This window comes from Aminobacter sp. BA135 (assembly GCF_050859125.1).
GTDB lineage: Bacteria > Pseudomonadota > Alphaproteobacteria > Rhizobiales > Rhizobiaceae > Aminobacter > Aminobacter ciceronei.
The window spans coordinates 2,859,038-2,875,866 of the sequence record NZ_CP139572.1 but is presented as its reverse complement, the minus strand read 5'-3'; the positions used below and the strand labels follow the sequence as shown (position 1 = coordinate 2,875,866).

The following is a 16,829-nucleotide window of genomic DNA, read 5'->3' as shown; positions in this document are numbered from 1 at the left end:
AACACCATCCCAGCGATTTTCGGGTGGACGCCTAGAGATCACAAAAGAACGGCCGGCGGAAAGCCCCCTTTCCGCCGCCAAGAGATCAACAAAGAACGGCCGGCGGAAAGCCCCCTTTCCGCCGGCCGGCCCACCTGCCCCTGCCTGTTGCCTTACTGCTTGTTGCCCTGGAGCGACGATGCCAGCCGCACCAGCGACAGGAATTCGGCGCGATAGCCATATGGGTCGGCACCGCGCGACGCCGAGGCGATCTCGGCGATCCGGTCAAAGCCGAACCTGGCTGTCGCGTCCTCGTCGCGCAGTTTCTGGCCGAAGGCCGCAACCGCCACCGAGAAACGCTGATCGGTGCCGGCGCCGTCGAAGCTCGCGACTTCGTTCGTCTTCGTCACCGGCGTGGTGATCAGCTTGCTCACGTCGCCATCAGGCGCCTTGTAGCGGATCTTCACGAAAGCATACTCGTCGGCATTGGCGACGCCGCCATTGCCTGTCGAAGCCTGGCCGTAGCGCAACGGGTCCATCGCCAGCGACGGGCTGTCCTTGGGCGTGATCTCGTAGATCGCCGTCACCGAATGGCCGGAGCCGATCTCGCCGGCATCGACGCGATCGTTGTTGAAGTCCTCGCGATTGAGCGCACGGGTCTCGTAGCCGATGAGCCGATATTCGGCGACGGCAGCCGGATTGAACTCGACCTGTATCTTGACGTCCTTGGCAATCGGGAACAGCGTCGAGGACGCATCCTGCACCAGCACCTTCTCGGCTTCGGCCAGCGTGTCGATATAGGCCGCCGTGCCATTGCCGTTCTGGGCGATGGTCTGCATCATCTGGTCGTTGAGATTGCCGCGGCCGAAGCCGAACACCGACAGGAACACGCCCGACTTGCGCTTGTCCTCGATCAGCCGCTTGAGCTCGTCGTCATCTGTCTGGCCGACATTGAAGTCGCCGTCGGTCGCCAGCATCACGCGGTTGATGCCGTCCTTGACGAAGGATTTTTGCGCCAGCCGATAGGCTTCGCGAATGCCCGCTTCGCCGGCAGTCGAGCCGCCAGGGGCCAGCGTGTCGATGGCCGACAGGATCTTTTCCCGCTCCGACGCCTTGGTCGGTTCGAGCACGGTACCCGCGTTGCCGGCATAGGTGACGATCGAAACCGTGTCGTCCGCATTGAGCTTGTTGACTAGGAGGCGGAAGGCCGAGCGCAGCAGCGGCAGCTTGTCCGGCTCGTCCATCGAGCCCGACACGTCGATCAGAAACACCAGATTGGCCTTCGGCTGCTCGGCCGGCTTGACGTCATAGCCCTTGATCGCGACGTGCATCAGCTTGCTGTGCTCGTTCCACGGCGTCGGCATGACGCTGACGGTGGTGTTGAACGGCGTGGCGATCGCCTCCGGCCCCTTCCAGTCATAGGGGAAGTAGTCAATCATTTCCTCGACACGTACCGTGTCGGGCTGGGGCAGAACCCCTTCCTTCAGCAAACGGCGGGCGAAGGAATAAGAGGCCGTGTCGACATCGATGGAAAATGTCGAGACCGGATCCTCGAGCGCCGAACGCACCGGATTGGTCTTGAAATCCTCGATGCGATCGCGGTTTTCCGGCGGGGCCATCGGCATGTCGGAGGGCGCGATCACGCCCTGCAGCTCGGTTGTCAGCGTCGGCGCGGACATGCGGCTCACCTGCGCTGTCGCGTCGGCCAGCGGCGCCGGCGCCGGCATGGCGGGCGCTGCCTCGTTCATGACAGCAGCTTCTTCGGCTGTCGCTTTTGCCCCCGCCTTGGCTGCCTGCGAGGCGGCAGCCATCGGTTTGGCCGGCGCGGTCTGCGCCGCGCCTGAATCGGTCTTCTTCAACTCGGCGGCAAGCGGCTCCTTCAGGCGCCCGGAAGGCACATCGGCGATCTCCTGCTCGGCGCCGATATTGAACGGCGAGCCCTCTATCAGATAGAATGTGGCATAGCCGGCGATCGGCAGGGCAACGAGACCGGCGAGGGCCGGCGCTGCAATCAGCTTCTTTTGCATGATGTCTCTCCAGAGCTTTCGTGCTCGTTCGGTGAGACGACAGGTATTGGCGGTTCCTTGGGTGGCCGCGGGATTTTTTTCGAGGTCGTAGGCTGCCATCGCCGCCGCAAGCGCGCGCGCCTTGGCATCGCTGCCTGGAGCGGGCGTCGGAATGTTGCGCAGCATGTCGAGTTCGTTGTCGTCGACCATGGTTACTCTTCCCCGGCCGAGCGCATGAGCAGCTTCAGCCGTTTCTTCGCTTCATGGATGTGCCAGGACACGGTGGCCTCGGCGATCGCCATGGCATCCGCCGCTGCGGCATGGCTCAAGCCCTCGCCATAGACGAGAAGGATCGCGTCGCGCTGCTTGTCCGGCAGTTGCCTGACCGCCGCCCACATCCGCTCAGCCGGATCTTCCGTTTCCAACCCGCCATCTCCCGCGACAAGCGCATGGACGCCATAGGCGGTAGTCTTCGCCGTCTCGCGCACCGATTTGCGCTGCAAGTCGCGCGCGGCATTCAGCGTCATCGCATAGAGCCATGTCGTGAAGGCGGAACCGCCGCGATAGTCGCGAATGGCCCGACCCAGCCGCGCACAGACCTCCTGGGCAATGTCTTCGGCATCCGATCTGTTGCCGCACCAGCGCCAGGCGACACGGTGGACGAATCCGTAATGCCTTTCGACGAGTTCGCCGAAAGCTGTCCTGTCGCCATCGCGCGCTCGTCCGATCAGATCGCCATCGGAGGCTTCGCTTTCGTCCAGCATCATCGCCATCATTTGTCCGTTGGACGAAAGCTTTGAGGCAATCCTTGGGGTGCTGCGAAGAAAAATTTCGGCACCTGCCCAAGGCATGCCGGGCGGCGCGCCACCTCCGTCACGATCCGGGGCAGACCAGCTTGACGCTTACCGTGTTCTTGCCGCTGATGGACATGCCGCCGGTGACATATTTGGCAAATGGCAAGGTGCTGACATCCTGGGACACCTCGGTGTCGACGGTGAAGCTCTCATTGGCGAAGACATTGCCGCCGTCGACTTCTCCTTGCGGACGCATCGACATGCCATGGCCGCCCTTGCACCGGATCTTCACGTCGCCCGGCCTGCCTTTCGACTTGTTGTCGAGAGCCATGGTCAACCCGTCGAGCTCCAGGGCCATGTCGATGTCGTCGTTGATCTGTCCGCTCGAAGTGCATGAAATGCCGGCAATCCTGACGCTCTTGATCTTGCCTGCCCGACGCGTTTTCCCCTTTAGCATCCATGTGTCGGATCCCGGCGAACTGTTGCCCTCCATCTCCACCGACTGGGTGACATAGGAGTAGGTCACGTCGAACTGCGGCCCCTTGATGCGCGGCTCGAGCTTTGCCTCGATGGTAACCGTCCCTTGGTCGACGATGCGCTTGAGCAATGCGCGTGTCGCCTTTGCCTGTTCGCGATAGCGCTCCGCTTCCTCAGCTGCGAAGTGGCTCGGCAGTCTGTCCCAGTAGACGGTGGCGGTGTCTCTTGCGCATTTCGCCCGGTGAACAGCTTCGTGCTCGAGCGCGAAATCCGCGAGTTCCTTGCATTGCGAGCCTGCTTTCAAGGCTTCGAGTGCAGCGGGTTGCTGCTCGCAGCTGCCATATTTCATGTCGACCGTCGCCGGCCCGGTATAACCATGGGCGGGACGGTGGGGTAAGCGGAACCGCCCCATGATTTCGGTCCGTTTCAGCGACGAGCGGTGATAGATGCTGACGTCGGAATCCGGATGCGTCGGGATTTTGTGCGCCTCGATCAGCGGGTCCTCGACTGCCTTGAGCTGAGCTGCCATGTCGGCGAAGAACTTTGCTGCGTAGTCGGCGTTTCTGAGCTCTTCCTGGACGCTCTGCAGGTTCTTGCACGAGCATTGTTGCTGGTCGGCCAAAACAGGCATCACCAGCGCGCCGCCGAGCGCCAGCGAAACGGCAAACGCCTTGATTGTCGAAAACATCCGCACCACACCTTGTGATTGATTCAGGTGGCCGTCGGTATCGGAAACCTCTGTATCCGCAGGATGTTGCGGTGCGGGTGCGTTGGATGCACAACGAAAACAGGGATGAGCAAGGTCAGGCTGCCTGCCCGGCCGCCCAGCCCGACGACCATGCCCACTGGAAATTGTAGCCGCCGAGCCAGCCGGTGACGTCGACGACCTCGCCGATGAAGAAAAGGCCCGGCACCGATTTCACCTGCATCGTCTTCTGGTCGAGCGACCTGGTGTCGACGCCGCCAAGCGTCACTTCCGCCGTACGATAACCCTCGGACCCGGCAGGCTTGATACGCCACTGATTGACAGCAGCATCGACGGCTTTCAGATGCGTATCGTTCAGATCGGCGAGATTGCCGTTGAAGCCGAGCCGCTCGGCAATCGCCTGGGCCAGCTTCTTGGGCAGGTGGGCGGCAAGAACGGTCTGCACCGCCTGGCGCCCGTTGGTGCGCTTGGCCTCGCGCAGGATCGCCGCGACGTCGCTGCCCGGCAGCATCGAGATCGCGATTTCGTCGCCCTCGCGCCAGTAGGACGAGATCTGCAGGATCGACGGCCCACTGATGCCGCGGTGGGTGAACAACATGGCTTCGGAGAAGCTGGTCCTGCCGCAGGCAACATCGGCATCGACAGCGATGCCGGCAAGTGGCGTCAATTTCTGCAAGGTGTTGGCGTCGAAGGTCAGCGGCACCAGCGCTGGCCGCGTCTCGACCACAGGCAGCCCGAACTGCGCAGCAATCTCGTAGCCGAAACCGGTCGCCCCCATCTTGGGGATAGACTTGCCGCCGCAGGCGACCACCAGCGACTTGCACGCGACCCGACTGCCGGAGACAAACAGCTCGAACCCTTCGGCCGTCCTGCTGATGTCCTCCACCGTGGTCGACAGCCTCAGCTCGGCGCCGTTTTCCCGCATTTCCTCGACCATCATCTCAATGATCTGGCGTGCCGAGCCGTCGCAGAACAGTTGGCCGAGCGTCTTCTCGTGATAGGCGATGCCGTAGCGCTCGACGAGGCCGATGAAATTGCGCTGGGTGTAGCGGCTCAGCGCCGAGATGCAGAAATGCGGGTTCTGCGACAGAAAATTCTTCGGGCTGGCGTGGATGTTGGTGAAGTTGCAGCGCCCGCCGCCGGAAATCCGTATCTTTTCGCCGGGCGCCGAAGCGTGATCGACGACCAGCACCGAGCGGCCGCGCTTGCCGGCTTCCACGGCGCACATCATGCCGGCCGCGCCGGCGCCGATCACCACGACATCAAAGGACTGCATTCCGGAGTGTTCCCGCTGGCCCGTCGGCGCCTTGCCGGCGCGCGAACCCTGGTTGTCGGATCAAGCTGTTCGGTGCCTGATAGCCGAAGCTGTCGGGATGGCAAAGTTGGAAGTTATGCCAGCGTTTCCTCAAACAACGCCGTCAGCCGCTTCCAGTGGCGTTCGGCACCGGCGGCATCGTAGACGCCGTGGTCGGATACGCACCAGCCATGGCCCATGCCGACATAGTTTTCGAGAATGTGGTCGACGCCGGCAGTGCGCAGGCTCTCGGCCAGGATTGCCGACTGTTCCGGTGGGAAGCTGCCGTCGACACCGGCAGAGCCGACATAGACACGCGCCTTGATCCTTGCGGCGCTGCGGTGCGGGCTATCGGGCGCATCGCTGGCCAGATTGCCGCCATGGAAGCTTGCCGCGGCCACGATGCTGCCCGGATGGGCGGCGGCAGCGTTGAGCGCACGCGAGCCGCCCATGCAATAGCCGACAGTGCCAATCGGGCCTGTTGCGCCGGTCTTTGCCAACGCGTCGATGAAGGAGGCCGTGTCGCGTGCGGTCATCTCCTGCGTCGTGCCGCCGATCAGGGCACGCAACTCGGTCCGCGTCTTCTCCTCGACGAAGGCCGTCTTGGCGTCGAACGGACCATAGGCGCCTGCACGATAGAACAGGTCGGGTACCAGCACCGCATAGCCGTGGCTGCCCAGCCGTTCGGCCATCTCGTCCAGCGCCGGGCGTGGACCGAAGGCATCCATATAGAGGATCACACCGGCTTTCGCCTTGGCAGGTCCGAAAAGCCCGGCCTTGCAGACGCCATCCGCTGTCCTGATCTCAATCACGCGCTTGGTCGGCATGGCAAGGTTCCTTCTGTCTGCCCCGTCGCGAACATAGGGACTTCGACCCGCCAGACAAGCTCAGGCGGCGATGGTCCGCTCGGTGCGCGCGCCGACATGCAGCGCCCTGCCCGCGCCCAGTCCCGTGATCGCAACGCCAAGGCCAAGGGTTACGAACAGCACCGAAGAAGCGGCGAAGCTGCCGGTCCAGTTGCGGATCAGCCCGACCAGCAGCGGGCCGATGGCCGCCAGCGTGTAGCCCACGCCCTGCGCCATGCCGGAGAGATGGGCCGCGACATGGGAATCCGGCGAGCGCAGCACGATCAGCGTCATGGCGGCGGCAATCAGCCCGCCCTGGCCGATGCCCTGCAGCACGGCCCAGAACAGGATCGTCGAGGTCGGCGCAAACAGGATGCCGAGCAATGCCGTTACGGCAGCCACGACGAGCGCCACATTGACGCCGCGCTGGTCCTTGCGGCGGATGGCGATCGAAGGCATGGCAAGGCAGGTCACAACCTGCGCCATGACCGACAGCGAGACGATCGCGCCGGCCGTCGTGGCATCGAAGCCGCGCTCGCGCAGGATCGGCGCCAGCCAGCCGAAGACGCAATAGGCGAGCGCCGACTGCAGCCCCATGAACAAGGTGACCTGCCAGGCCAACCGGTCGCGCCACAGGCCGATGACGCGGAAGCCGCTTTGGCTCGCCTGCCTGCGGCTGCCGAGCGCCTGCGGTGTCCAGATGAGCAGCACGATGAAGGCGGGAACCGCCCAGGCGGCGAGCGCGCCGGACCAGGAGCCCGTCAACAGATGTTCTATGGGCAGTGTCAGCCCCGAGGCCGAAGCAGCACCAGCGCAAAGCGCCATCGTATAGAGCCCGGTCATCATCGCCGCCTTGTCGGGGAAGTCGCGCTTGACCAGCCCGGGCAAGAGCACGTTGCCGATGGCGATTGCGGCGCCGGCCATGAAGCTCGCGATGAACAGCAGCGGCACGGTGCCGAGGCCACGAAGGACAGTGCCAAGGGCCAGCAGCGCCAGCGCAAACAGCAGCGTGCGCTCGGCGCCGAAGCGCTGCGCCAGCTTTGGTGCCAGCGGCGCGAACAGGCCGAGGCAGAGCACCGGCAGCGTCGTCAAAAGGCTGGCGCCGGCGGGCGACAAGCCGGTTGCCTGCATCACCTCCGGCAACAGCACGGAGAGGCTGGAAAAGATCGGCCTGAGATTGAAGGCGATCAGCACCAGGCTGGCGCCGAGCACAAAACGCGCCATGCCGCTGCGCAGGACGGGCGCCTGCGGTGCCGGCAGGCTGTCGATCTCGGCATCGACAAGCTGGTCGTCGAGACCATCGATGGCGACGGCCTGGGCAGGCCGGCCGGCCGGAACAAAGCTCTGGTTCATTGGTCAAGCAACCTGTCGAGTTCGATAAGCACCGGCGCCATGAAGGCGCGGACTGCCGCGGCAGCCCTGTCCGGATCGCCGGAGGCGACGGCCTCGACGATGGCCGCATGGGCCGGCGCGTCGGGCTCGGGCAGTTCGCCGGCCAGCGTCGCCTTGATCGTCTCGGCGATGGCGCCGGTGAAGAAGTCGTAGAGTTCGATCATTGCCCGGTTGCCTGAGGCCTCGACGACCGACTTGTGGAAGGCGATGTCGCGGCGAATGAAGGCCTCGTGCCCGCCATCGGCAACGATGCCGCGCGCCTCCAGCAAGCGGCGCATCTTCACCAGATCGGCTGGTGTGTGGCGCTGCGCTGCCAGCCGCGCCGCCTCGGCGTCCAGGGCTGCGCGCGTCTCCCATTGGTCGCGCAGGCCGGCGCGCTTGACGCGATCCAGCGCCGCCGACGGATCGACTGCCGAGCGGACATAGGTGCCCGACCCTTGCCGTGTATCCAGCAAGCCCTGCGAGACCAGGGCGCGGACAGCTTCGCGCACCGTGCCGCGGCTTACCGAAAGCAGGTCGGTGAGTGCCGCTTCATTGGGAATACGCTCGCCCACGGCCCAGTGGCCGCTGACGATTTCTGCGCGCAGGCTATCGGCGGCGCTGTCGGTGAGATTGGTTCGCGTGGCTGGCTGCATGGTTATATTCATCAAGTCATCCGATGACTTTGGATAAGCCTGTCAGCTCGCAAAGGCAACAAGCGAGCCAGGAAAGCGATTGGGCCAGTCGGGCGAACTCAGAGGCCGGCGTAGCTCTTCATGTGAAAGGCCTGCACATCGGCCGGATAACGATAGGCCAGCCCGCAGGGACAGGCATTGCGATCGAGGCAGCCTTGCATCCGGCAGGCACCTCCCGAGGATCCGCGCACATGTCCCAGGCATCGTTCATATGCGAAACCCGCCTCCGAATAGGCATCCACAGGACAGGATTTCAGGCAGGGTTTTCCTGGACATAGATCGCAAAGGTGACTCTGTTTGCGAACTTCGTCGAACTCCAGATCGACATCGAACAGCAGCGCGCCACGATAGGCATGCCAGAGCCCGTATTCGGGATGCATCAGGATGCCGAGCGGCGATGGCCTCAGTCCCTCCGCGCGGATCGCCCATTGCTGGAACGGCAGATAGGGCTTGTCGGATGGCGACACCGCACGCACGCCGAACTTGCGCGCGACGTCGCCGATCACCTCGCGCGCCCAGCTGTCGAGCGGATTTTCGAGGTCAGCCGGCTGCGCCTCGCGCCAGCGCAGGAAGTGCGGCCAGACGGCCGCCCCTGCCTGCCCCACCAGCAACACCGACCGCGCCGGCTTGCCCACCGGACCGCCCGGTGCTGGGTTGCTGTGGTCAAAAGCAAAACCGCCGCGCTGGATGAGGCCATGATCGGCCAGCGCGGCGGAAATCTCATCAAGGTCGGGGGACGTCAAGCGTCACCCCTTCTTGTCCGGATCGGAGAATGCGCTCCGCCAGACTTCCTTGTGAATGATGCTGGCGACTTTAGCCCCGCCTGAAACGGGCTCCTTTCACGTGAAGGCGTCGGGCATCGACGCCTTCTTCGCAGCAATGAAGTCCTTGAGGCCGTCGTCGATGCTGGGATCGAGATACGGCGCCTCGTAGCTTTCGAGCCAGCGGCGGGCGAGCTCGTTGGCACGCTGCGGTGCCGTCTTCTGTCCTTCGGCCAGCCATTGCTCGTAGGAATTGTTGTCGGCGATGCTTGAGCGGTAGAACGCGGTCTGGAAGTTCGCCTGGGTATGGTCGCAGCCGAGATAGTGGCTGCCGGGCCCGACCTGGCGGATGGCGTCCATGGCCTGGCCGTTTTCGGAGAGATCGACGCCCTCGGCAAATTTCTGCTGCATGCCGAGCTGGTCGATGTCCATCATGAACTTCTCGTAGCACGAGGCGAGACCACCCTCGAGCCAGCCGGCCGAATGCAGCACGAAATTGGTGCCGGCCAAAAGCGTCGAGTTCAGCGTGTTGGCGCTTTCATAAGCCGCCTGCGCGTCCGGGACCTTCGAGGCGCAGAGCGAGCCGCCGGTGCGGAACGGCAGGCCGAGGCGGCGCGCCAGCTGGGCGGCGCCGTAGGACACCAGCGTCGGCTCCGGCGTACCGAAGGTCGGCGCGCCCGACTGCATCGAGATCGACGAGGCGAAGGTGCCGAACAGCACCGGGGCGCCCTTGCGGATCAGCTGGGTGAACGAAGCGCCGGCCAGCACCTCGGCCAGTACCTGGGTCAGCGTACCGGCAACCGTCACCGGGCTCATTGCGCCGGCCAGGATGAACGGCGTCACGATGCAGGCCTGGTTGTGGCGCGCATAGACCTTGGCCGCGCCCAGCATGGTCTCGTCGAAGACCATCGGCGAGTTGGCATTGATCAGGCTGGTCAGAACCGTGTTGTTCTCGACGAAGTCGTCGCCGAAAACGATTTTGGCCATCGCCACCGTGTCCTCAGCGCGTTCCGGCGCGGTCACCGAGCCCATGAACGGTTTGTCGGAATATTTGATGTGGCTGTAGACCATGTCGAGGTGGCGCTTGTTGACAGGCACATCGACAGGCTCGCACACCGTGCCGCCCGAATGGTGGATCGACGGCGCCATATAGGCCAGCTTCACGAAGTTACGAAAATCCTCGATCGTCGCGTAGCGCCTATTGCCGTCGAGGTCGCGCACGAAGGGCGGGCCGTAGACCGGCGCAAAGACGGTAGCATCGCCGCCGATCTGCACCGAACGCTCGGGGTTGCGCGCATGCTGGGTGTAAACAGAAGGCGCCGTCTTCAGCAGTTCGCGGCACAGCCCCTTGGGGAAGTGGACCCGTTCGCCCTTGACGTCGGCGCCGGCTTCCTTCCACAACGCCAGCGCTTCGGCGTCGTCGCGGAACTCGATGCCGATTTCTTCCAGCACCGTGTCGGCGTTCTTCTCGATGAGGGCGAGGCCCTCCTCGTTGAGCACCTCATACACGTTCACCTTGCGCTTGATGTAGGTGAGCTGCGTGCCCGGCCCGCCGCCGCTGCGTGCTGCGCGTCGCGCAGCCGCGCCACCGCTTGCGCCACGCCCGCGCCTGCCGCCCGCTTGTTCCTGCTCGACTGCCGCGTCTTCGCCCATGGCTCTGCCTTCCGTAAGAATCCGTTTTTCGCCGCCCATGCGGCTCTACGACGGATCGTAATCATGCACCCATATCGAAACGGCTCGCCAGCGCCAACGCCTGTCGCAAAATCGACAAGCCGACAGCCAAGACGACAGCCGGACTGCCAGTCGCTTTCGTTTTGCAGGAGGTCGCAAATCAGCTATGGATTTGCGGCACTTGCAAGCTAGGTATAGCGCAACATCAGCAAGCCGCACTTTAGCGCTGCCTCGAGGGAGCCTTAGAAGATGTCCGACGACGAAATCATCCTGTCCGAGCTTTCCGACGACGAACTCGTGCAGCAGATGCACGACGACCTGTATGACGGGCTGAAGGAAGAAATCGAGGAAGGGACCAACATCCTGCTCGAGCGCGGCTGGGCGCCCTACAAGGTGCTCACCGAAGCGCTGGTCGAAGGCATGCGCATCGTCGGCGAGGATTTCCGCGACGGCATTTTGTTCGTGCCGGAAGTTCTGCTCTCGGCCAACGCCATGAAAGCCGGCATGTTCATCCTGCGCCCGCTGCTCGCCGCCACCGGTGCGCCCAAGCAGGGCAAGATGGTCATCGGCACAGTCAAGGGCGACATCCACGACATCGGCAAGAACCTCGTCGGCATGATGATGGAAGGCGCTGGCTTCGACGTCATCGACCTCGGCATCAACAATCCGGTCGAGAATTATCTCAATGCGATCGAAGAGCATCAGCCCGACATCATCGGCATGTCGGCGCTGCTGACCACGACCATGCCCTACATGAAAGTCGTCATCGACACGATGAAGGAAAAGGGCATCCGCGACGACTATGTCGTGCTGGTCGGCGGCGCGCCGCTCAACGAGGAATTCGGCAAGGCCGTCGGTGCCGACGCCTATTGCCGCGATGCGGCTGTCGCTGTCGAAACCGCCAAGGACTACATGAAGCGCAAGCACAACCTGCGCGCTGCCGGCTGACGACAAAGGGCCGCCCCTTGCGGCGCGGCCCTTTCATTTCGATCTGGCCGATCTGAGTTCGGCCAATCTGAGAAGTGCGGCGGTATGGTGCCTTATTGGACTGTGTCCTCGATGGCGTTCGCAGTACCTTTGACATCCTTGCCGACGCCGCGAATGGTGTTGGCGCAGGAGGCCAGTGCAAGCGCGCAGGCAATGACGGCGATCGGTGCCAGACGTGACAGTTTCATGGACGGTGTCTCCCTCTCTCGATAAACTTCGTCCTAGATCAACGAAGGCCGGATCGACTGGTTCCATGGCCGCAAAGCAGACAACGAAACCCGACATCGAAGGCAGGCTGCTGGTCATAGGCTGCGGCATGATTGCGCGCGAGGTTTTGGCGGTCAAGCAGCAGCTCGCGCTCGATCATCTCGAGCTGACCTGCCTGCCGGCCGATTTCCATTTCCACCCCAGCCGGATCGCGCCTGCCATGGACCAGGCGATCACCGAAGCGAAGGCGGAGGGGTATCGGCACATCTATGTCGGCTATGCCGACTGCGGCACAGGCGGCCTGCTCGACCGTGTCTGCGAAAAGCATGGCGTCGAGCGCATCGCCGGCCCGCATTGCTTTGCCTTCTACCAGGGTGCTGCTGTCTATGCGCAAGTCGGCGAGGCCGACATGATGTCGTTCTACATGACCGATTTCCTCTGTCGGCAGTTCGATGCCTTCTTCATCAAGCCGCTCGGCCTCGACCGGCATCCCGAGCTGGTGAAGGACTATTTCGGCAACTACGAGAAGCTGATCTACCTCGCCCAGACCGACGACCCCGCGCTCGACAAGGTCGCCGAGGATGCCGCCAGAATGCTCGGCCTCGTCTACGAGCGTCGCGCCACCGGCTATGGCGACCTGCCCGAGGCCCTTGCCAACGCATCGGACGCTGCGGCACATCATCAAAGAGCCTGATTCCTCCCCTGAGGTTCGGCCTTTGCAGAGGTTTGCCATGGCTTTTCGACGATTGATTCTTGCTGCTGCTCTAGCAACCACGGCGACCTTCGCGCATGCCGACGGCGTGGTGCAGAAGCTGATCACACCGGCAGACAAGGCCAGGCTCGAAAGATACGAAGCCACGCGTAAGGGAGCGCTTCAGGAGGCCAAGGCAGGCCAGGCACGCGAAGTCGCCGTGCTCGACGCGATCATTGCCAAAAAGCCCATGTCGTTTTCTGATTTCGACATGACCGGCAACTGGCAGTGCCGCACCATCAAAGCCGGCGGTCTCGGCCCGCTCGTCGTCTACGGCTGGTTCAAATGCAAGGTCAGCGACGACGGCTCGGGCTGGATGCTGGAAAAGATCTCCGGCTCACAGCGCACCAAGGGCCGCTTCTATACCGACGGCGACAGCAGACTGATCTATCTCGGCTCCGGCTTTGTCTCGGGCGAAAAGCCCAAGGCCTATGGCCGTGGCCCAGATACCGACCAGGTCGGCTATGCCTTCCGCAGCGGGCAGGCGGAATGGCGCATCGAGTTTCCGGCGCCGCGATACGAATCGAAGCTGGACATCATCGAATTCCGCCGTTGATGTTGCATTCTGCGCGAAGCGACATCACATTCGCACCCTCCGGGGTCATCAAGGATTAACCTGGCCGTCGCACACTGCGATGGGGATTGGCGCGTTAGAAAGCGGGCCGCAAGTGGGCTGAAGGCTGAATGTTAGGGCAAGACAAGCAAACCGACGCAGGCGAATTCGATGCGGCGCCGAAGCGCCGTCGTGGCCGGCGCTTGTCAGCGATCTTCGCCCAGCTCGCCCGCGACGCCAAAGGCAGCATCTCGATAGGCGACATCAGAGACACGCTGGGCAAGCGCAGTTTCGCGCCGCTTCTGGTGCTGTTTGCCGCCTTCAACATGCTGCCGCTGCCACCCGGCGCCTCGGCGGTGCTTGGCCTGCCGCTGCTGATCGTCGCCGCACAGATGGCCTTCGGCAGCAATCGCGCCTGGCTGCCCGACTTCATCACCCAGCGCTCGCTGTCGGCGGAACAGTTCCGCACCGTCACTGACTGGGTCGTCCCCAGGCTGATCCGCCTTGAGCAAGTGGTGCGTCCACGCTACTGGCCGTTCTGGCGCAAGCGCGGGGACCGCGTCATCGGCATCATCGCGCTCATTCTATCCGTTTCGATCACGCTCCCGATCCCGTTCGGCAATTGGCTGCCGGCCTTTGCCACGGCGCTGCTCGGCCTGGCGTTGTCGGAACGCGACGGTATCCTGTTTGCCGTCGGCAGCATCGTCGGCGTGGCATCGCTTGCCGTCGTTTGTGCGGTCGTCGGCGGCGCCGGCTTTGCCACGCACGCCTTCCTGGCCTGGCTGGGGTAGACTGAATGGATCGCAGGCCGATCGTCTTCGTGACTGAAGGCGGCGAACATATCTGGGCAATCATCAACAGCCTGACCGATCGCTTCGGCCCCGTCACTGTCGTTCTGGAAACGCCCTACTCCAAGCGTGAACTGATGAGGCGCCGCGCCAAAAAACTCGGCTGGATCTCGGTCGCCGGTCAGTTGGGCACCATGGTGCTCATCCGTGCAGCCAAGAGTTTCCTGAGCGGTGGCATCGAGCGCATTATTGCCGAGGAAAAGCTGGAAATCGTGCCGCGCGCCAGCCAGGAGATCGTTCCGGTCTCCTCCGCCAATGCCCCCCAACTGATCGACGTCGTCCGCAAGCTGGAACCAGCGGTGATATTCCTCGCCAGCTGCCGGCTGTTGTCGGCCAGGACGCTTGCCGCCATCCCCTGCCCTGTCATCAACTATCACTCCGGCATCAACCCGAAATACCGCGGCATGAACGGCGGCTATTGGGCGCTTGCCACCGGCGACCACGGCAATTTCGGCTCGACAGTGCATATCGTCGATGCCGGTGTCGACACCGGCTCCATCCTCTACCAGGCACGCGGAATTCCTGGAAAAGGCGACACTATCGCGAGCTACGCGATGCGCCAGGCTGCCTTTTCCCGCGACATCTGCATCCGGGCCGTCGAGGACGTGCTTGCCGGCCGAATGACGCCGATCGACACCGGCCTCCCATCCCGCCAATGGTACCATCCGACCATCTGGCAGTATCTCTGGACGGGCATCCGCCGCGGCGTCTGGTAGACGCGTCTGCGGCAATCCTCACTTTATCTTTTTGCGACAGGAGATCGCGTCGCTTTTGAATGCGCGCGCGTCGTCCCATAACAAGCGGCACCCGCATGGTTGCGGCAATGCTCAACGTCATCGAAAGCGAGACCGAAATGGCCGACCTGATCATCGTCTACTGGCGCGACATCCCTGCACAGGTGATCGTCAAGAAGGGCCGGCAGAATGCCAAGCGCGAATTGCCGCTGCGTTTTACCGAAGCGATCGACATGTGCGCCATGCGCACCGGTGCCGGCGACACCGACGCCTATCTGGCGGAGTGGCGCAAGGCCGACCCGGTTCCGGTCAGCGACGACCTCGAGGCGGAAGCTGACAAGGCAATGGCCGAGATAGATGCAAATTTCACACGCGAGCGGCTGGTCGCTCTCGTCAAGGCAGGCGGCAAGGAAGATGGTTGATACCCAGCCTACAGTAACCCAGGCGACCTTGGTCAAGAAGGCCGCGCCCAAAAGCGACTACAAGCCTGCCGATGTATCGCCGCAGCGGCGCGTCCAGCGCAGCTACACGATCAGGCTGTGGTCGATCCGCCATTCGCGCCTGCTTGAATGGTTCTACAGCCGCTTCGCCGACGCCTTCCTGCTGCTCCATCCCCTGTGGAAGGGCATCGGTTATGGCCGTGTCGAGGCCCCGATCAAGTTCGTCGAGAAGCGGGTCAAGGGCCTGATGTTCGACTGCCGGATGTGCGGCCAGTGCGTCTTGTCGTCGACCGGCATGTCGTGCCCGATGAACTGCCCCAAGCAGCTGCGCAATGGCCCCTGTGGCGGCGTCCGCGCCAACGGCAACTGCGAGGTCGAGCCCGACATGCCCTGCGTCTGGGTCAAGGCCTGGGAAGGCTCGCGCAACATGGTCAAGGGCGACGCCATCCTCAACGTCCAGAAGCCGGTCGATCAGTCGCTGCGCGAAACCTCGGCCTGGCTGAGGGTGACCGCTCAGGCTGCCGCAACGCGCGAAACTGCCAGCAAGGAAGTCGCATGACCCCGCCGCGCCCGCGCCAGACCGACGAGCATCCCGATGGCATCGACCTGCCGCTCGACCCCCTGCCCGGCCACTCCTCGCGCGGCCGCCTGGAGCGCGTGCTGCGCCGGGGCGAATTCGCCGTCACCACCGAACTGAACCCGCCCGACAGCGCCGACCCCGAAGACGTCTACAACCGCGCCAAAATCTTCGACGGCTGGGTCGACGGCATCAACGCGGTCGATGCTTCTGGTGCCAATTGCCACATGTCGTCGGTCGGCATCTGTGCTCTGCTCACCCGCATGGGCTACGCACCGATCATGCAGATTGCCTGCCGTGACAAGAACCGCATCGCCATCCAGGGCGACGTGCTCGGCGCGGCCGCCATGGGCGTGGCCAACATCCTGTGCCTGACCGGCGACGGCGTGCAGGCCGGCGACCAACCCGGCGCCAAGCCGGTGTTCGACCTCGACTCGACGTCGCTGCTCGAAACCGTGCGCATCATGCGCGACAATGGAAAGTTCCTGTCGGGCCGCAAGCTGACCACGCCACCGCAGCTCTTCCTTGGCGCCGCAGTCAACCCTTTCGCCCCGCCCTATGATTTCAGGCCTGTTCATCTCGGCAAGAAGATCGCCGCCGGCGCACAGTTCGTGCAGAGCCAATACTGCTTCGACGTGCCGATGTTCCGCACCTTCATGAACCGCGTGCGCGATCTCGGTTATGACGAGAAATGCTACATCCTGGTCGGTGTCGGCCCGCTTGCCTCGGCCAAGACAGCCAAGTGGATCCGCGCCAACGTGCCGGGTATCCACATCCCAGATACAGTCATCAAGCGTCTGGAAGGCGCCCAGGACCAGAAGAAGGAAGGCAAGCAGCTCTGCATCGACATCATCAACGAGGTCAAGGAGATACCTGGCGTGTCGGGAGTCCACGTGATGGCCTACCGGCAGGAGGAATATGTCGCCGAGATCGTCGATGAATCGGGCGTGCTGAAGGGTCGCCGGCCATGGAAACGCGAGGCCCGTGCCGACGACCAGCGTGTCGCCGAGCGGCTCGAGCACATCCTGCACGACGACGTTACCGAATCGCAGGTCGACATGGTGAAGACCGCGCACTGACAGGCAGGCGCGACTGCCGCGCTTGAACGAAACCAGACAACGATATAAAGAAAT

Annotated in this window: 18 protein-coding genes; 8 read left to right on the top strand and 10 right to left on the bottom strand. The window is 63.5% G+C overall.

Features of this window, described 5'->3' with window-relative positions:
• Positions 1-152: 152 nt before the first annotated feature.
• From SLT36_RS13960 to SLT36_RS13920, 9 genes are all read right to left on the bottom strand, one after another.
• Positions 153-2,195, bottom strand: a complete 2,043-nt coding sequence (locus SLT36_RS13960; RefSeq protein ID WP_432288193.1) for a vWA domain-containing protein — start codon at positions 2,193-2,195, stop codon at positions 153-155.
• 2 nt (positions 2,196-2,197) lie between these two features.
• Entirely contained in the window at positions 2,198-2,758 is a 561-nt protein-coding gene (locus SLT36_RS13955; protein WP_432288191.1) for an RNA polymerase sigma factor, read from the bottom strand.
• 100 nt (positions 2,759-2,858) lie between these two features.
• On the bottom strand, positions 2,859-3,944 hold the full coding sequence (locus SLT36_RS13950) for a hypothetical protein (RefSeq protein ID WP_432288189.1): 1,086 nt from the start codon (positions 3,942-3,944) through the stop codon (positions 2,859-2,861).
• A 115-nt stretch (positions 3,945-4,059) separates the two neighbouring features.
• On the bottom strand, positions 4,060-5,238 hold the full coding sequence (locus SLT36_RS13945; RefSeq protein ID WP_432288187.1) for an NAD(P)/FAD-dependent oxidoreductase: 1,179 nt from the start codon (positions 5,236-5,238) through the stop codon (positions 4,060-4,062).
• 113 nt (positions 5,239-5,351) lie between these two features.
• Positions 5,352-6,083 (bottom strand): dienelactone hydrolase family protein, encoded by a 732-nt coding sequence (locus SLT36_RS13940; RefSeq protein WP_432288186.1) that lies wholly within the window; start codon positions 6,081-6,083, stop codon positions 5,352-5,354.
• A gap of 60 nt (positions 6,084-6,143) precedes the next feature.
• A complete protein-coding gene (locus SLT36_RS13935; RefSeq protein ID WP_432288184.1) occupies positions 6,144-7,454 on the bottom strand; it encodes a CynX/NimT family MFS transporter in 1,311 nt (436 codons plus the stop codon).
• Positions 7,451-8,128 carry a FadR/GntR family transcriptional regulator gene (locus SLT36_RS13930; RefSeq protein WP_432288334.1) on the bottom strand — a complete coding sequence of 226 codons (678 nt, stop codon included), beginning with the start codon at positions 8,126-8,128 and terminating at the stop codon, positions 7,451-7,453. The genes SLT36_RS13935 and SLT36_RS13930 overlap by 4 nt, the downstream gene beginning before the upstream one ends.
• 98 nt (positions 8,129-8,226) lie before the next feature.
• Positions 8,227-8,910, bottom strand: a complete 684-nt coding sequence (locus SLT36_RS13925) for a hypothetical protein (RefSeq protein ID WP_432288182.1) — start codon at positions 8,908-8,910, stop codon at positions 8,227-8,229.
• A gap of 96 nt (positions 8,911-9,006) precedes the next feature.
• Positions 9,007-10,581: a trimethylamine methyltransferase family protein gene (locus SLT36_RS13920; protein WP_067960954.1), complete on the bottom strand. Its 1,575-nt coding sequence runs from the start codon at positions 10,579-10,581 to the stop codon at positions 9,007-9,009.
• Positions 10,582-10,848: 267 nt separating this feature from the next.
• On the opposite strand from SLT36_RS13920, the gene SLT36_RS13915 reads away from it, so the two are divergent.
• Positions 10,849-11,547, top strand: a complete 699-nt coding sequence (locus SLT36_RS13915; protein WP_432288180.1) for a corrinoid protein — start codon at positions 10,849-10,851, stop codon at positions 11,545-11,547.
• A 92-nt stretch (positions 11,548-11,639) separates the two neighbouring features.
• On the opposite strand, the gene SLT36_RS13910 is transcribed toward SLT36_RS13915, so the two are convergent.
• Positions 11,640-11,774, bottom strand: a complete 135-nt coding sequence (locus SLT36_RS13910) for an entericidin A/B family lipoprotein (RefSeq protein WP_067960946.1) — start codon at positions 11,772-11,774, stop codon at positions 11,640-11,642.
• Positions 11,775-11,839: 65 nt separating this feature from the next.
• Here SLT36_RS13910 and SLT36_RS13905 point away from each other — a divergent pair, with 65 nt between their 5' ends.
• The 7 genes from SLT36_RS13905 (at position 11,840) to SLT36_RS13875 (ending at position 16,775) form a co-directional block, all read left to right on the top strand.
• Positions 11,840-12,487 (top strand): DUF1638 domain-containing protein, encoded by a 648-nt coding sequence (locus SLT36_RS13905; RefSeq protein ID WP_432288178.1) that lies wholly within the window; start codon positions 11,840-11,842, stop codon positions 12,485-12,487.
• Between the two features lie 37 nt (positions 12,488-12,524).
• Complete coding sequence (locus SLT36_RS13900) at positions 12,525-13,100, top strand: DUF4893 domain-containing protein (RefSeq protein ID WP_432288176.1); 576 nt, start codon at positions 12,525-12,527, stop codon at positions 13,098-13,100.
• 128 nt (positions 13,101-13,228) lie between these two features.
• Positions 13,229-13,888: an exopolysaccharide biosynthesis protein gene (locus SLT36_RS13895; protein ID WP_432288175.1), complete on the top strand. Its 660-nt coding sequence runs from the start codon at positions 13,229-13,231 to the stop codon at positions 13,886-13,888.
• 5 nt (positions 13,889-13,893) lie between these two features.
• Positions 13,894-14,661, top strand: coding sequence for a formyl transferase (locus tag SLT36_RS13890; RefSeq protein ID WP_432288173.1), 768 nt, complete (start codon positions 13,894-13,896; stop codon positions 14,659-14,661).
• Positions 14,662-14,798: 137 nt separating this feature from the next.
• Positions 14,799-15,101 carry a virulence factor gene (locus SLT36_RS13885; protein ID WP_115733777.1) on the top strand — a complete coding sequence of 101 codons (303 nt, stop codon included), beginning with the start codon at positions 14,799-14,801 and terminating at the stop codon, positions 15,099-15,101.
• Positions 15,094-15,678, top strand: a complete 585-nt coding sequence (locus SLT36_RS13880; protein ID WP_432288171.1) for a methylenetetrahydrofolate reductase C-terminal domain-containing protein — start codon at positions 15,094-15,096, stop codon at positions 15,676-15,678. Before SLT36_RS13885 ends, SLT36_RS13880 begins: the two co-directional genes overlap by 8 nt.
• Complete coding sequence (locus SLT36_RS13875; protein WP_067960933.1) at positions 15,675-16,775, top strand: methylenetetrahydrofolate reductase; 1,101 nt, start codon at positions 15,675-15,677, stop codon at positions 16,773-16,775. The genes SLT36_RS13880 and SLT36_RS13875 overlap by 4 nt, the downstream gene beginning before the upstream one ends.
• The last annotated feature ends 54 nt before the right edge of the window (positions 16,776-16,829 follow it).

What these genes read in the sequence shown, in the direction of transcription:
- SLT36_RS13880 (WP_432288171.1), top strand. Translation starts at nt 15,094, where the DNA reads ATGGTTGATACCCAGCCTACAGTAACCCAGGCGACCTTGGTCAAGAAG.
- SLT36_RS13940 (WP_432288186.1), bottom strand. Translation starts at nt 6,083, where the DNA reads ATGCCGACCAAGCGCGTGATTGAGATCAGGACAGCGGATGGCGTCTGC.
- SLT36_RS13890 (WP_432288173.1), top strand. Translation starts at nt 13,894, where the DNA reads ATGGATCGCAGGCCGATCGTCTTCGTGACTGAAGGCGGCGAACATATC.
- SLT36_RS13905 (WP_432288178.1), top strand. Translation starts at nt 11,840, where the DNA reads ATGGCCGCAAAGCAGACAACGAAACCCGACATCGAAGGCAGGCTGCTG.
- SLT36_RS13920 (WP_067960954.1), bottom strand. Translation starts at nt 10,581, where the DNA reads ATGGGCGAAGACGCGGCAGTCGAGCAGGAACAAGCGGGCGGCAGGCGC.
- SLT36_RS13960 (WP_432288193.1), bottom strand. Translation starts at nt 2,195, where the DNA reads ATGGTCGACGACAACGAACTCGACATGCTGCGCAACATTCCGACGCCC.
- SLT36_RS13955 (WP_432288191.1), bottom strand. Translation starts at nt 2,758, where the DNA reads ATGGCGATGATGCTGGACGAAAGCGAAGCCTCCGATGGCGATCTGATC.
- SLT36_RS13915 (WP_432288180.1), top strand. Translation starts at nt 10,849, where the DNA reads ATGTCCGACGACGAAATCATCCTGTCCGAGCTTTCCGACGACGAACTC.
- SLT36_RS13875 (WP_067960933.1), top strand. Translation starts at nt 15,675, where the DNA reads ATGACCCCGCCGCGCCCGCGCCAGACCGACGAGCATCCCGATGGCATC.
- SLT36_RS13900 (WP_432288176.1), top strand. Translation starts at nt 12,525, where the DNA reads ATGGCTTTTCGACGATTGATTCTTGCTGCTGCTCTAGCAACCACGGCG.
- SLT36_RS13895 (WP_432288175.1), top strand. Translation starts at nt 13,229, where the DNA reads ATGTTAGGGCAAGACAAGCAAACCGACGCAGGCGAATTCGATGCGGCG.
- SLT36_RS13885 (WP_115733777.1), top strand. Translation starts at nt 14,799, where the DNA reads ATGGCCGACCTGATCATCGTCTACTGGCGCGACATCCCTGCACAGGTG.
- SLT36_RS13935 (WP_432288184.1), bottom strand. Translation starts at nt 7,454, where the DNA reads ATGAACCAGAGCTTTGTTCCGGCCGGCCGGCCTGCCCAGGCCGTCGCC.
- SLT36_RS13930 (WP_432288334.1), bottom strand. Translation starts at nt 8,128, where the DNA reads ATGCAGCCAGCCACGCGAACCAATCTCACCGACAGCGCCGCCGATAGC.
- SLT36_RS13910 (WP_067960946.1), bottom strand. Translation starts at nt 11,774, where the DNA reads ATGAAACTGTCACGTCTGGCACCGATCGCCGTCATTGCCTGCGCGCTT.
- SLT36_RS13950 (WP_432288189.1), bottom strand. Translation starts at nt 3,944, where the DNA reads ATGTTTTCGACAATCAAGGCGTTTGCCGTTTCGCTGGCGCTCGGCGGC.
- SLT36_RS13945 (WP_432288187.1), bottom strand. Translation starts at nt 5,238, where the DNA reads ATGCAGTCCTTTGATGTCGTGGTGATCGGCGCCGGCGCGGCCGGCATG.